This window comes from Bacillus sp. RE35, from assembly GCF_052146655.1.
In the GTDB taxonomy this organism is placed as follows: Bacteria; Bacillota; Bacilli; order Bacillales; family Bacillaceae_G; genus Bacillus_A; species Bacillus_A cereus.
Genome location: NZ_CP197377.1, coordinates 5,292,606 through 5,305,185 on the forward strand (window position 1 = coordinate 5,292,606; position 12,580 = coordinate 5,305,185).

Consider the following 12,580-nt stretch of genomic DNA (forward strand, 5'->3'; position numbering starts at 1 on the left):
TCCTAACCAACAACATATATTTATTGAAATGAAATTTATTCTCAAATAGTAATAAAAAAATTAGGTGAATTGTTATTTCCCTGATAATGATTCTCAGAATCAGACACTTCTATTCTACCTATCGCTTTAAAAGACTGTCAACCATTATTTTGAAATATAAATTTATACAAATTGGTATTTTAATACAAAAGTTATGTTCATCCTTTAGAAAATGTTCGTCCACACAAGAGTACTTTCGCAGAATAAATCATTCCTCTTATGGGCATAAAAAAAGAAGAGTAATCTTTTCACTCTTCTTTTTCTTACTTATTTAACTTCGCTTCAATTTTCACGATTAACTCATCTTCTGTTGGAGCCGCAACTGGACGGTTATTTACAAATGCGAATGATTTTTTACGACCAGGACCACAGTAAGACTGACATCCAACTTCAATCGTTGCACATGAATCTACTTTTTTTAACTTCGGAACTAACGTTTTAATGTTCGTTGCCTGACAGTCATCGCACACGCGAAACTCGTTTCCCATTACATAACACTTCCTCTATTTTAAACTTTTCTCAAGTACATTTAAAAATAAACACTAAATGGTATTTTACCGCTCTTTGAAGCTCGTTGCAAGTTTCCCTACAAAACCTATTCTCTACATAATGATACATATTTATATGCTCTCCTACAGAAGCGCTCACCATTCATGGGAAAATTTTTACCTTTCATCGAAATCTACCATATTTTTAAAAGCTTTGTATAAAAGTTTATTTTTTTGCCCATTATAAAAATAGGAAGTTCATAAAAAGAAAGGGAGTTGAATCTATGAAAGTAAGACAAGATGCTTGGACAGATGAGGATGATTTATTACTTGCTGAAACGGTACTTCGTCATGTTAGAGAAGGAAGTACGCAATTAAATGCATTTGAGGAAGTAGGGGATCAGTTAAATCGTACATCTGCTGCTTGTGGTTTCCGCTGGAATGCTGTTGTTCGCTATAGCTATGAACAAGCTCTTCAACTAGCAAAAAAACATCGTAAAGATAAAATGCGTGCTGCAAGCGGTGAACAAGCGAAAAAACGTTTACTTTATACACCACCAGCTTCAGATTCGATAACTGATTATGAAGAATTAGTACAAGAAGAATCAATCGTACAATATAAAGAAGCTATTCCATATCAAGAATCTACTGCTCCTGCTGCAAGAAGCTCTATGACAATGCAAGATGTTATTTATTTTTTACAAACAGTCGGATCTTCAAATATAAAAGTGACAGCTCTTGAAAACGAGAATACGAGATTGAAACAAGAAATTAAAGCACAAATCCTTCGGAATGAGGAACTAGAAAAGAAACTAGAAAAATTAGAAAAGCAATCTCATACTGTACAAGAAGATTACGAAACACTTATGAACATTATGAACCGTGCTCGTAAATTGGCAGTCATGGATGACGAAGAACGTTCTCAAACATCTTTCCGAATGGACCGAAACGGTAATTTAGAAAAAATTGCAGAATAAGAAGGATGCATGCAATGCATCCTTTTTATTATTTCACCTTTAAGCTCCCCCTTTATATGTGAGAAAACTCCATTCTTCATTTTTTGCTATAATAGAGATTGTCATTTTAAAGATAAGGGGTTAGTTATATGAGCAATTCCCGTTCCATTTTATCTCAGCCAGAGTGGCGCATTGTAGATCAGTCTAGTTTGGGACCAACATTCCATGCACTTCAGTCATTCGCAATGGATGACACATTATGCACAAGCATTGGAAATGGCAAGTCAGCCGCAACAATGCGTTCTTGGGTTCATCACAATACAATTGTCCTTGGCATTCAAGATTCACGCCTTCCGCATTTAGAAGAAGGTATTTCTTTTTTAAAACAACACAACTTCAATGTTATTGTTCGTAATTCTGGCGGGCTTGCAGTCGTGCTTGATGAAGGTGTTTTAAACGTATCACTTTTATTCCAAGAAACAGAAAAAGGTATCGATATTGATCTTGGATACGATACAATGTGGCATTTGATTAAGGAGATGTTAAAGGATTACGACGTTACTATCGAGGCAAAAGAAATTGTTGGCTCTTACTGTCCTGGTAGTTATGACTTAAGTATTCGCGATCAAAAATTCGCTGGTATTTCACAACGTCGTATTCGCGGGGGGGTCGCTGTCCAAATTTATCTCTGTGCTACCGGAAGTGGCTCTGAGCGTGCCGCACTCGTTCGTGATTTCTACAACCTAGCAATTCAAGGAGAAGAAACACGCTTTACGTACCCTGAAATTGTACCAAGTACGATGGCCTCACTCTCAGAATTACTTGGCGAAACCATTACAGTACAAGATTTAATGATGCGTCTTTTAAAAACATTGCAGCAATTCGCTCCAAAGTTAACACCATCTCAATTAACAATAGATGAGATTCCTTTATATGAGACGAATTTACAACGTATTATTGATCGTAATAATAAAGCACTTGGCTTAGAAAAATAAAGACCGTCGCTATTATAGCGACGGTCTTTATTTCAATTCATTATAGAATTAAAGTGCTTGAGCTGCTGTAATTAAAGCTAACTTGTACACTTCTTCTTCGTTACATCCACGAGACAGATCATTTACAGGCATGTTTAAGCCTTGTAAGATTGGTCCTACTGCTTCGAAGTTACCTAAACGTTGAGCGATTTTGTAGCCAATATTACCAGCTTCTAAGCTTGGGAATACGAATACGTTAGCATCACCTTTAATTGTAGAACCTGGAGCTTTTTTCTCAGCTACAGATGGTACGAATGCAGCATCGAATTGGAATTCTCCATCTAAAGTTAACTCAGGAGCCATTTCTTTTGCAATGCGAGTTGCTTCTACAACTTTTTCTGTTTCTGGAGATTTCGCAGAACCTTTTGTAGAGAAGCTTAACATAGCAACGCGTGGATCAATGCCGAATAACTCAGCAGTTTTCGCACTTTCGATACCGATTTCAGCTAAATCTTGGCTGTTTGGTGCAATGTTAATTGCGCAATCAGCGAATACATATTTCTCTTCTTCACGTACCATGATGAATACGCCAGAAGTTTTTGTAACGCCTGGTTTTGTTTTAATAATTTGAAGTGCTGGACGAACTGTATCAGCTGTAGAGTGAGCTGCACCACTTACTAAACCGTGTGCTTTGCCCATGTATACAAGCATTGTACCGAAGTAGTTTTCGTCTTTAAGGATTTTGCGAGCGTCTTCTTCAGTTGCTTTACCTTTACGGCGTTCAACGAAAGATGCTACCATTGCATCCATTTCTTCGTATGTAGCTGGGTCGTAAATATCAACGCCTGCTAATGTTAAATTCATGCTAGCAGCTTTTGCGCTAATTTCTTCCTTATTACCAACTAAGATTGGTTTTACTAACTCTTCTTTTGCTAAACGCTCTGCAGCGCCTAAAATTCTTTCATCAGTTCCTTCAGGAAGTACGATAGAAATGCCTTTTCCTTGAACTTTTTCTTTTACTGTTGTAAATAAGTTGCTCACGAATAAACCCTCCTACATATGTTAAAAAAACTCTATCTTTAAGAATACTGCTTTTCTTCTATATTTTAAACTTATAGCTCCCAAAAAATAGATAAAATAAAAATGATTATATTTTCATAAAATTCAGCCGTTAAATTCACCTTGCTTAAACACTTAAATGTGACAATTTTATGCGCCAAGGTTTTATATAGATGATTTTAAAACTATATATGCTATAGTTAACGTGTAAAACTATCATTAACTGAGGTGAATAGAATGAGTGAAGCAACAACAACGTTAGATGGCTGGTATTGTTTACATGATTTACGTTCTATTGATTGGGCTGCATGGAAAACATTATCTAGCGACGAACGCGGACAAGCAGTGTCTGAATTTTTAAATGTCGTTGAAAAATGGAACGAAGTAGCTACTGCGAAAAAAGGTAGTCACGCAATGTATACAGTTGTTGGCCAAAAAGCTGATATTATGCTTATGATTTTACGTCCAACAATGGAAGAGTTAAATGAAATTGAGACAGAATTGAATAAAACAACTTTAGCTGAATATATGGTTCCTGCATATTCTTACGTATCTGTTGTTGAATTAAGCAACTACCTTCCAGCTGATGAGGATCCATACCAAAACCCGCAAATTTTAGCTCGTTTATATCCTGAATTACCGAAAGCAAATCATATTTGCTTCTATCCAATGGATAAGCGTCGCCAAGGTGATGACAACTGGTACATGCTTCCTATGGAAGAACGTAAAAAAATGATGTACAGCCATAGTAAAATTGGTCGTCAATACGCAGGTAAAGTACGCCAAGTGATTTCAGGATCTGTTGGATTCGACGATTTCGAATGGGGCGTAACATTATTCGCTGACGATGTTCTTCAATTTAAGAAACTTATATACGAAATGCGCTTCGATGAAGTAAGTGCTCGTTATGGTGAATTTGGAACATTCTTCGTTGGAAACATTTTACCAGACGAAAAAGTAGAGAAATTTTTACACATATAAATGGTGAAAAGGAACGAAATTCGTTCCTTTTTTTATTCTTCTCTATATTTATCCTCAAAAATCTCCTTTTTTCTACACTTTTGAAGAAAAACCAACATTTTTTCAAATTTCTTGTAAAATTGTAACCTTTTTATATGTAAAGATATGCTAAAATAATACGAGCTATATGCTAAATAACGATGCGAAGGTGATAATCTATATGAAAAAAATCTTGTCTATTTTACTATTGCTTGTATTGTCAATTTCTTCCTTAGGAGTAACAACATCCCATGCGGAAGAAAAAATACATATTGAGGCGGCGGCTGCACTTTTATTTGATGCAGATACAGGAAAAATACTTCACGAGCAAAATCCAGATGAATTGCTAGCTATTGCTAGTATGTCAAAATTAATTGTTGTTTACGCTGTTTTAGAAGCAATTAAAGAAGGAAAAATCACATGGGATACGAAAGTAAATATTTCTGATTACGCTTATGAAGTCTCTCGTAATAATGAATTCTCTAATGTACCGTTCGAAAAAGGACGTCAATATACTGTAAAAGAATTATATCATTCTATTGTTATATTCTCTGCAAATGGATCTAGTATTGCTTTAGCAGAACTTCTTGCAGGAAGTGAGAAAAACTTCTTAAATCTTGCAAATGAACATGCTAAAAAGCTAGGATTAAAGAAATATAAATTTGTAAACGCTACTGGCTTAAATAACGCTGACTTAAAAGGAAAACATCCTGAGGGTACTGATCCAAATGCAGAAAACTCTATGTCAGCTCGTGATATGGGTATGCTTTCAAAAGCAATGATTACAAAGTATCCAGAAATGCTAGAGGATACAAAACAAAGATTTAGAAACTTCCCAGACAATCACCCAAAACCAATTCGTATGGAAAACTGGAATTGGATGTTACCAGGAGCTGCTTTCGCTTATGAAGGTACTGATGGTTTAAAAACCGGAAGTTCTGATACAGCTGGATACGGATTTACCATTACTGCTAAACGTGGTGATGTACGTCTTATCTCGGTTATTATTAAAACAAAATCAATGGATGAACGTTTCACGGAATCTCGTGAATTAATCGAATATGGATTTAATAACTTTGAAAAACAAAAACTAAAAGTTAATAAAAACAATACAATCTCTGTAGTAAAAGGGAAAGAAGACCAAGTAACTGTTGCACCCGAAAAAGAAATAACAGTAATTGCGAAAAAAGGTAGCAAAGAGCCTTATAAAATTGGAACTGAATTAGATAAATCTCTTTCTGAAGATGGACATTTAGTTGCACCTATTAAGAAAGATACCAAAGTAGGCTCAATTACTTTAGAATCAACTGATAAATATGGTTTCTTAGACGGTAGTAAAAGTATGAAAGTTACTGCAAAAACGACAGAGGAAGTTGAAAAAGCAAATTGGTTTGTGTTAACAATGCGCTCTATTGGTGATTTCTTCTCAAACTTATGGTCTAGAGTTTTTTAATAAAAAAGCTGGCTCACGCTAGCTTTTTTTATTTTCCACTCTCAATGTAAAACTTCGTTTGGTTGTCATATCTGAGTCCTTTTCCTCATACGTATGAACTAGTAATTGTTACACACTTCATCTAGAGATAAAGTGAAACTTTAATCAGTGGGGGAATCCCCCGCTGATTATTAGTTGAACCAATCGGGCGTTTACGGGCAGTTTGATCTCCCATCTAATTTCTTTACTTCAACCAAATTTTAGGGCAGGAGTCTTACTGCCCGTTAATGCGGGATAAACCTCTTTCCAAAAGGTATTACAAAAAGAGAGGTGACACATAATGGGCGTTATTGCTTATAACGAAGAAGATGTAAAGTTGTTGGCTAGACTGATGCGTGCTGAAGCCGAAGGAGAAGGGCAACAAGGAATGTTAATGGTCGGAAACGTTGGGGTAAATCGTGTCCGCGGAAATTGTTTAGACTTTAAAAGCATTCGTAATTTACGTCAAATGGTTTATCAAAACCCCGGCGGTTTTGAAGCAACGCAAAAAGGATATTTTTATCAACGGGCACGCGAACAAGATATTGCCCTAGCGAGACGGACCATTCAAGGGCAACGTTTTTGGCCTGCCAACTTTGCCTTATGGTTCTTTAGACCTGAAGGTCCTTGTCCACCAACTTGGTATAACCAACAAAACTCTGGTCGCTTTAAAAAGCACTGCTTCTTCCAGCCATCTGCTGGAGACTGCCCTAGCGTATATTAAGGAATAAAAATGAGGAGGGATTTTTGAATGGCACAGCAACAAAATCCATACTATGGAACAGGTTTTTATCAACCATCTGGAACTTATGTACAACCGCAACAAATGACTCAACAACAGCAGCAAGCGATGCAACAACAAACAGCTCAAGCTGCGCAAGCTCAATATGCAATTTCTCAAGGCATGTTACCTCTAGAGCAATCCTATATTGAAAATATCCTTCGTTTAAACAAAGGTAAGCAAGCTACGGTTGTAATGACCTATGAACGTGGCAGTTCCCTTGGCACACAATCTTATACAGGTATTATTGAAGCAGCTGGCCGTGACCATATCGTTATTAGTGAACCGCAATCAGGAAAACGCTATTTACTACTAATGATCTACTTAGATTACGTAGAATTTCCAGAAGAAATTACGTATTTACCTAGTCAACAAGCAACTTATACTCCAAGACCATAAAAAAAGCTGGCAAATGCCAGCTTTTGTTTTTTTATAATCCTTTTACAACTGCAGTCCCTACTAGGATCCACGCCACAATAAACGCTACACCACCAAGAGGTGTAATTGGACCAAAGAACTTAATACCTGTCGTACTTAATGCATACAAACTACCTGAGAACATAATAATTCCAGCTACCATTAGCCAACCAGCAGTAGTTAAAAGTGATGATTGAACCTTATCCATCAATAAAGCAACTACGAATAGTCCACCTGCATGAAACATTTGATATGTAACGCCTGTTTTCCACACTTCTAACATTTTTGCAGAAATTTTATTTTCTAAACCGTGTGCTCCAAAGGCCCCTAATGCAACAGATAGCCCCGCTGCAATACAACCTAGTAAAAAGAAAATTTTCATCTTAATTCCCCTTTTTTACCTTTATCATAAGCAATTTTTGCATATAAGCCAAACGATTTATCTTCTAAAAATCAAATAAAGAATTACCGTTTGCATCACTTTCTTTTATATATACTGGCTCCCCAGAAACAGGTGCAATTGGTTGCATAGTTGTTACTGGTTGTGATCCAATTACTTGCGATGGAATTTGCGGTTCTCTATATGTAGATGTTTCAACTTGTTCATCTAATAATAAGTCACATAAAGCACGCACAACTAATAAATGTTCTTTTGACTTTTGTCCTTCACTACTTTTTGCCTTCGCAATTTCATTCGCCATTTTATTTAAAATCTTGTCGCTAGATATTTGCATTCCTTCTCACCTCGTACTTTGTAATTCTTTCTCGAATTGCCCCAATTTCTCTACTGAACCAAATACTATTATCATATCACGTTCTTTCAATTTTTCCTGCCCTGCTGGATTATGTATAATATCCCCATTTCTTGAAATCGCTAATATTGTTACATCAAACTGATTCCTTACATTACTCTCTAGTAACGATTTACCAACTAATATTGAATCTTTTCCAACTAGAATTTCTTCAATGACAAATGACTGTTCTATTCCATACAACACTGTATCAATATAATGAACGGTTAATGGATTTGCAATACCTTTTGCGATATGAATACCCGCCATACTAGATGGATTAATAACCTTATTTGCACCGGCACGCCTTAATTTCTCTTCAGTTTCTGGCTTTTCAGATCTCGCCACAATTTTAATCGTATCGTTTAACCCTCTTGCTGTTAATGTAATAAATACATTTTCGGCATCATTTGCAACAATAGCAACTAAACCAGCTGCTTTTAAAATTCCGGCATTATGTAATACTTGATCTTCCGTTGCATCTCCATGTACAAATAAAAGCTTTTCCTGCTCCAATATACTTTCATCTTTATCAACAACGACAAATGGAATATTCTTTTCTTGCAATTCATGTACAACTTGAAGCCCCACTCTACCGCAACCACATACTATAATATGATTTTTCAACTGCGCTATTTGTTTATCCATCTTCTTCCTCCGTACTGCATGAAATAAATTCCCTTCAATAATCATAGCTGCCACTACCCCAATTGCATACGTAACAATACCTACGCCAACAGGAATAATAAGAAGCGCAAATACTTTCCCCGCTTGCGTTACAGGAACAGCATCTCCGTATCCAACAGTCAATACAGTAATCATTGTCATCCAAAATGCTTGAAACAAACTAATCTCTTCAATCGTCATAAATCCTATCGTTCCTAGAATTACAACAAAAGTCATACATATAACTGCTATCCATAATTGCTTACGTGCATTCATACCGTGTTTCAACTCTTTTCTCTATCTACAATCTTTGCCAGTGGAAATAAAATACGTATATACTAGATACGGAATCTATGAAAGAGGTTGATATAATGAAGACATTTCTTTCCGCCTTACAATGGGCACTATTTATTTTAGCTGGAAGCCTTATTGTACCAATTAGTGTCGCAACTAGTTATGGTCTTGATGGCGCTGAAGCCATTGCATTCGTACAAAGAACATTATTTGTTCTAGGCTTTGCTGGTCTCTTGCAAGCTATATTTGGGCATAAACTTCCTATTCAAGAAGGTCCTGCTGGCCTTTGGTGGGGAATTTTCTCCCTTTATGCGAGTTTAGGCGTCGTATTATTTGGATCAAGCAATGAGACACTTAAAGTTCTTCAATATGCTTTCTTATTAAGCGGTATTATTTGTATTATTCTTAGCGTTTTTGGACTTATTGATAAACTCGTTCGCTATTTTACACCGACAGTCATTGGAACGTATTTATTTCTTCTTGTCGCGCAGCTTAGTGGCTCCTTCTTAAAGGGAATGTTTGGCCTTGATGGAAAACATACAGAAGTACAACCTAACGTATTTATTCTTTCACTCATTGTTATTTTACTATCCTTTTTCATCATGAAGCTACCTATTATTGGACAATATTCCGTTCTTTTCAGTATCGTATGCGGCTGGATATTATTCGCATGTTTCGGATTATCTAATCCAATAACACCAGTGACAGACATAATCCGTTTTCCATCCTTATTTGTTTTCGGAATGCCTCGTGTTGAATGGAACATGGTAATTACGGTCATTTTCGTTACACTCTTACTTCTAACAAATATGTTAGCAAGTATTCGCGTTGTACAAAAGGTTGTCTCTAAATATGAAGAAAACGCTGCATCAGATCGTTTTAAACAAGCTGGCATTATAACAGGAATCAACCAATTGCTAGGCGGCCTATTTTCAGCTATTGGGCCTGTCGCTATTTCTGGATCAGCAGGTTTTATTGCAACGACTAATATTTATAAACGTCTCCCGTTTATATTAGGGTCAAGCTTTATTATTGTCGTTAGTATATTTCCAAAGATTACTTCATTCTTTGCAGCAATCCCTGTTGCAGTTGGTTATGCCGCTATTTATCCTGTATTCGCAAGCATGATTGGTCTCGCCTTTCGAGAATACGAAACTGTCCAGGATAAAGAACGATTATTTAAAGTAGCCGGTCTTTCAATCTTTACAGGAGTCGGAGTTATGTTTGTTCCAGCAGGAGCATATTCCACACTTCCACCATTTCTAGCATCGTTTTTAAGTAATGGTCTCGTTCTTGGATCTGTAATGGCAATCTTGCTAGAAATACTATTTTCTCGTTCCGCTGCAAAACAAATATCGTAAATTGGAAAACTTCCATTATTGCACTCTACCTTTAGAGTTGTTACGATAAAATCAAACTTTAATCATTGGGGTTTTATTCTTCCCCAATGATTATTAACCAATATTATGAGCAACAACTCATAATAATTTATCTACTTCTTTTCAAAGAGGTTTGATGTCTTACTATTATTCCTCAACATCTTCATGAACATGTATTTTGATTTCAATTAAAGAAAGGAATTTTCTATATGACTTATAAAATGATTGTTTTAGATTTAGATGATACTTTATTACGTGATGACCATACTATTTCACCTCGTACGAAAGAAGCGTTAATGACTGCACAAGAGCAAGGGGTAAAGGTTGTACTTGCTTCTGGACGTCCAACGTTTGGTATGCGCAATGTAGCCAAAGAACTTCGCTTAGAAGAATACGGCAGTTTCATTCTATCTTTTAATGGCGCAAAAATTATTAACTGTAAAACAAACGAAGAAATCTTTAGTAGTACACTATCTCCTGAAATCGTTCACAACCTATTTGAAATTAGTAAAACTGAAGATGTATGGATTCATACTTATATGGGCGATGATATCGTAACGGAAGAAAATAATCCTTATACTGAAATTGAGGGCGATATTACTGGTATGCCAATTGTTGTAGTAGATGACTTTAAAGCCGCAGTTAAAGAGCCTGTAGTAAAAGTATTAATGAATAAAGAAGCTGAACGCCTTGTTGAAGTTGAAAAGAAACTTCAACAACAACTAGAAGGCCAATTAAGCGTGATGCGTTCGAAACCATTCTTCTTAGAATTTACTGAAGCCGGTGTTACAAAAGGAACGAGCTTAAACAAACTGATTCAAAAGCTTGGCATTAAGCGTGAAGAAGTTATCGCAATGGGCGATAGCTATAACGACCAAGCAATGATCGAATTTGCTGGTCTTGGCGTTGCAATGGGCAATGCACCTGATGATATTAAAGAAATTGCGAACTACGTAACAGATACAAATATGAACGATGGTGTTGCAAAAGTTGTAGAGAAATTCGTTTTAAAAACGGATGTACTTGTTTAATATTTTCATTCACAAAACCTATTTGAAGTCAAATACTTCAAATAGGTTTTTATTTAAATTCTCATGCTTTTGTGACTATATTTTGAACTTTGCACTATTCTCGTAGTGTAAACTTTCTTTTTGTATATAATGAAACAAAATAGACTATTTTATTTTGAAAAAGAATACAAATTTACTATATACAAGCATACGTTAAAGGAGGCTACTTTATGTTATCTACACCAATCGGACGATTAAGAGCAATTGGACTAGTTGAGGGTATTTCTTTCCTATTACTATTATTTGTAGCAATGCCATTGAAATATTTTGCAGGATTTGCAACAGCTGTTAAAATTACAGGCATGGCTCATGGTGTTCTATTTATTCTATTCATCTTTGCAGTAATTCAAGTAACAATCGTACACCGTAAATCAATTTTATGGGCACTTGGAGCATTCGTTTCATCAGTTATCCCATTTGGTACTTTTGTACTAGATGCAAAATTAAAGAACGAGCAACAATGATAATAAAAAGGTAGTTAACAACTGTTAACTACCTTTTCTATTTATAAATTTGGAATTTCCCAATCAATTTCTCTTTCGCCCATATTAGCTAAAATTGTATTTATTTTAGAATATGGCTTACTACCAAAGAAACCACGTCTTGCCGATAATGGGCTTGGATGTACAGATTCGATAATATGATGATTCGGATTCGTAATTAATTTCTTCTTCGCCTGCGCATGGCGCCCCCACAATATGAAAATAACTGGCTTTTCACGTTCGTTCAATAGTTCAATTACACGATCTGTGAAGTGCTCCCATCCTTTTCCCTTATGAGAATTTGCTTCGCCTTGACGAACTGTTAATACGGTATTTAGTAATAATACTCCTTGTTCCGCCCATTTTACTAAATAACCGTTATTCGGGATTTCATAACCATATTCATCTCGAAGTTCTTTATACATATTTAACAATGACGGTGGTGTTTTAACACCAGGTTGCACAGAAAAGCTTAAACCATGCGCTTGATTCGGTCCATGATATGGATCTTGCCCTAAAATGACAACCTTTGTATTTTCATAACTTGTATACTGAAGAGCTTTAAAAATATCTTCTACCTTCGGATAAACAACATGCGTGCTGTATTCTTCTGTCAAAAAACTGGATAGAGTAAGATAATACTCTTTCTCGAATTCTGGTGCCAATAGTGGCTCCCAATCATTCTTTAAAACATTTTCCATACTGTCACTTCCT

At 35.9% G+C, this 12,580-nt stretch carries 15 protein-coding genes; 9 read left to right on the top strand and 6 right to left on the bottom strand.

Annotated elements, in window-relative coordinates:
- Positions 1-302: 302 nt before the first annotated feature.
- On the bottom strand, positions 303-527 hold the full coding sequence (locus ACTL4X_RS27075; RefSeq protein WP_000526071.1) for a DUF1450 domain-containing protein: 225 nt from the start codon (positions 525-527) through the stop codon (positions 303-305).
- Between the two features lie 284 nt (positions 528-811).
- Between ACTL4X_RS27075 and ACTL4X_RS27080 the strand changes: the two genes are divergently transcribed.
- Together ACTL4X_RS27080 and ACTL4X_RS27085 are read left to right on the top strand one after the other, a co-directional pair.
- On the top strand, positions 812-1,504 hold the full coding sequence (locus ACTL4X_RS27080; protein WP_000868358.1) for an RsfA family transcriptional regulator: 693 nt from the start codon (positions 812-814) through the stop codon (positions 1,502-1,504).
- Positions 1,505-1,632: 128 nt separating this feature from the next.
- Entirely contained in the window at positions 1,633-2,478 is an 846-nt protein-coding gene (locus ACTL4X_RS27085) for a lipoate--protein ligase family protein (protein WP_000071943.1), read from the top strand.
- Between the two features lie 48 nt (positions 2,479-2,526).
- On the opposite strand, the gene pta is transcribed toward ACTL4X_RS27085, so the two are convergent.
- A complete protein-coding gene (pta, locus tag ACTL4X_RS27090; protein ID WP_000067215.1) occupies positions 2,527-3,498 on the bottom strand; it encodes a phosphate acetyltransferase in 972 nt (323 codons plus the stop codon).
- A 255-nt stretch (positions 3,499-3,753) separates the two neighbouring features.
- Between pta and hemQ the strand changes: the two genes are divergently transcribed.
- The 4 genes from hemQ (at position 3,754) to gerQ (ending at position 7,166) form a co-directional block, all read left to right on the top strand.
- Positions 3,754-4,497, top strand: coding sequence for a hydrogen peroxide-dependent heme synthase (gene hemQ / locus ACTL4X_RS27095; RefSeq protein WP_001287595.1), 744 nt, complete (start codon positions 3,754-3,756; stop codon positions 4,495-4,497).
- Positions 4,498-4,696: 199 nt separating this feature from the next.
- On the top strand, positions 4,697-5,968 hold the full coding sequence (locus ACTL4X_RS27100; protein WP_000722871.1) for a serine hydrolase: 1,272 nt from the start codon (positions 4,697-4,699) through the stop codon (positions 5,966-5,968).
- A gap of 319 nt (positions 5,969-6,287) precedes the next feature.
- Positions 6,288-6,710 (top strand): cell wall hydrolase CwlJ, encoded by a 423-nt coding sequence (cwlJ, locus tag ACTL4X_RS27105; RefSeq protein WP_000538168.1) that lies wholly within the window; start codon positions 6,288-6,290, stop codon positions 6,708-6,710.
- Positions 6,711-6,737: 27 nt separating this feature from the next.
- The gene (gerQ, locus tag ACTL4X_RS27110) at positions 6,738-7,166 is read left to right on the top strand and encodes a spore coat protein GerQ (RefSeq protein WP_000068652.1); all 429 of its coding nucleotides are present in this window, start codon (positions 6,738-6,740) and stop codon (positions 7,164-7,166) included.
- A 31-nt stretch (positions 7,167-7,197) separates the two neighbouring features.
- On the opposite strand, the gene ACTL4X_RS27115 is transcribed toward gerQ, so the two are convergent.
- The 3 genes from ACTL4X_RS27115 to ACTL4X_RS27125 all read right to left on the bottom strand — a co-directional run bounded on the left by ACTL4X_RS27115 (position 7,198) and on the right by ACTL4X_RS27125 (position 8,917).
- Positions 7,198-7,566, bottom strand: coding sequence for a DUF423 domain-containing protein (locus ACTL4X_RS27115; protein WP_000688315.1), 369 nt, complete (start codon positions 7,564-7,566; stop codon positions 7,198-7,200).
- A 64-nt stretch (positions 7,567-7,630) separates the two neighbouring features.
- Positions 7,631-7,918 (bottom strand): YwdI family protein, encoded by a 288-nt coding sequence (locus tag ACTL4X_RS27120; protein WP_001167352.1) that lies wholly within the window; start codon positions 7,916-7,918, stop codon positions 7,631-7,633.
- A 6-nt stretch (positions 7,919-7,924) separates the two neighbouring features.
- Entirely contained in the window at positions 7,925-8,917 is a 993-nt protein-coding gene (locus tag ACTL4X_RS27125) for a potassium channel family protein (protein WP_000993980.1), read from the bottom strand.
- A gap of 95 nt (positions 8,918-9,012) precedes the next feature.
- Here ACTL4X_RS27125 and ACTL4X_RS27130 point away from each other — a divergent pair, with 95 nt between their 5' ends.
- The 3 genes from ACTL4X_RS27130 to ACTL4X_RS27140 all read left to right on the top strand — a co-directional run bounded on the left by ACTL4X_RS27130 (position 9,013) and on the right by ACTL4X_RS27140 (position 11,848).
- Positions 9,013-10,296 carry a purine/pyrimidine permease gene (locus ACTL4X_RS27130; protein WP_000847034.1) on the top strand — a complete coding sequence of 428 codons (1,284 nt, stop codon included), beginning with the start codon at positions 9,013-9,015 and terminating at the stop codon, positions 10,294-10,296.
- Between the two features lie 227 nt (positions 10,297-10,523).
- Positions 10,524-11,345: a Cof-type HAD-IIB family hydrolase gene (locus ACTL4X_RS27135; RefSeq protein WP_000221387.1), complete on the top strand. Its 822-nt coding sequence runs from the start codon at positions 10,524-10,526 to the stop codon at positions 11,343-11,345.
- Between the two features lie 209 nt (positions 11,346-11,554).
- On the top strand, positions 11,555-11,848 hold the full coding sequence (locus tag ACTL4X_RS27140) for a DUF3817 domain-containing protein (RefSeq protein WP_000953396.1): 294 nt from the start codon (positions 11,555-11,557) through the stop codon (positions 11,846-11,848).
- 41 nt (positions 11,849-11,889) lie between these two features.
- Here the strand turns inward: ACTL4X_RS27140 and ACTL4X_RS27145 are convergent, their stop codons facing one another.
- Positions 11,890-12,567 (bottom strand): uracil-DNA glycosylase, encoded by a 678-nt coding sequence (locus ACTL4X_RS27145; RefSeq protein ID WP_086401109.1) that lies wholly within the window; start codon positions 12,565-12,567, stop codon positions 11,890-11,892.
- Positions 12,568-12,580: the final 13 nt, after the last annotated feature.

What these genes read in the sequence shown, in the direction of transcription:
- ACTL4X_RS27075 (WP_000526071.1), bottom strand. Translation starts at nt 527, where the DNA reads ATGGGAAACGAGTTTCGCGTGTGCGATGACTGTCAGGCAACGAACATT.
- ACTL4X_RS27080 (WP_000868358.1), top strand. Translation starts at nt 812, where the DNA reads ATGAAAGTAAGACAAGATGCTTGGACAGATGAGGATGATTTATTACTT.
- ACTL4X_RS27085 (WP_000071943.1), top strand. Translation starts at nt 1,633, where the DNA reads ATGAGCAATTCCCGTTCCATTTTATCTCAGCCAGAGTGGCGCATTGTA.
- hemQ (WP_001287595.1), top strand. Translation starts at nt 3,754, where the DNA reads ATGAGTGAAGCAACAACAACGTTAGATGGCTGGTATTGTTTACATGAT.
- ACTL4X_RS27100 (WP_000722871.1), top strand. Translation starts at nt 4,697, where the DNA reads ATGAAAAAAATCTTGTCTATTTTACTATTGCTTGTATTGTCAATTTCT.
- cwlJ (WP_000538168.1), top strand. Translation starts at nt 6,288, where the DNA reads ATGGGCGTTATTGCTTATAACGAAGAAGATGTAAAGTTGTTGGCTAGA.
- gerQ (WP_000068652.1), top strand. Translation starts at nt 6,738, where the DNA reads ATGGCACAGCAACAAAATCCATACTATGGAACAGGTTTTTATCAACCA.
- ACTL4X_RS27115 (WP_000688315.1), bottom strand. Translation starts at nt 7,566, where the DNA reads ATGAAAATTTTCTTTTTACTAGGTTGTATTGCAGCGGGGCTATCTGTT.
- ACTL4X_RS27120 (WP_001167352.1), bottom strand. Translation starts at nt 7,918, where the DNA reads ATGCAAATATCTAGCGACAAGATTTTAAATAAAATGGCGAATGAAATT.
- ACTL4X_RS27125 (WP_000993980.1), bottom strand. Translation starts at nt 8,917, where the DNA reads ATGAATGCACGTAAGCAATTATGGATAGCAGTTATATGTATGACTTTT.
- ACTL4X_RS27130 (WP_000847034.1), top strand. Translation starts at nt 9,013, where the DNA reads ATGAAGACATTTCTTTCCGCCTTACAATGGGCACTATTTATTTTAGCT.
- ACTL4X_RS27135 (WP_000221387.1), top strand. Translation starts at nt 10,524, where the DNA reads ATGACTTATAAAATGATTGTTTTAGATTTAGATGATACTTTATTACGT.
- ACTL4X_RS27140 (WP_000953396.1), top strand. Translation starts at nt 11,555, where the DNA reads ATGTTATCTACACCAATCGGACGATTAAGAGCAATTGGACTAGTTGAG.
- ACTL4X_RS27145 (WP_086401109.1), bottom strand. Translation starts at nt 12,567, where the DNA reads ATGGAAAATGTTTTAAAGAATGATTGGGAGCCACTATTGGCACCAGAA.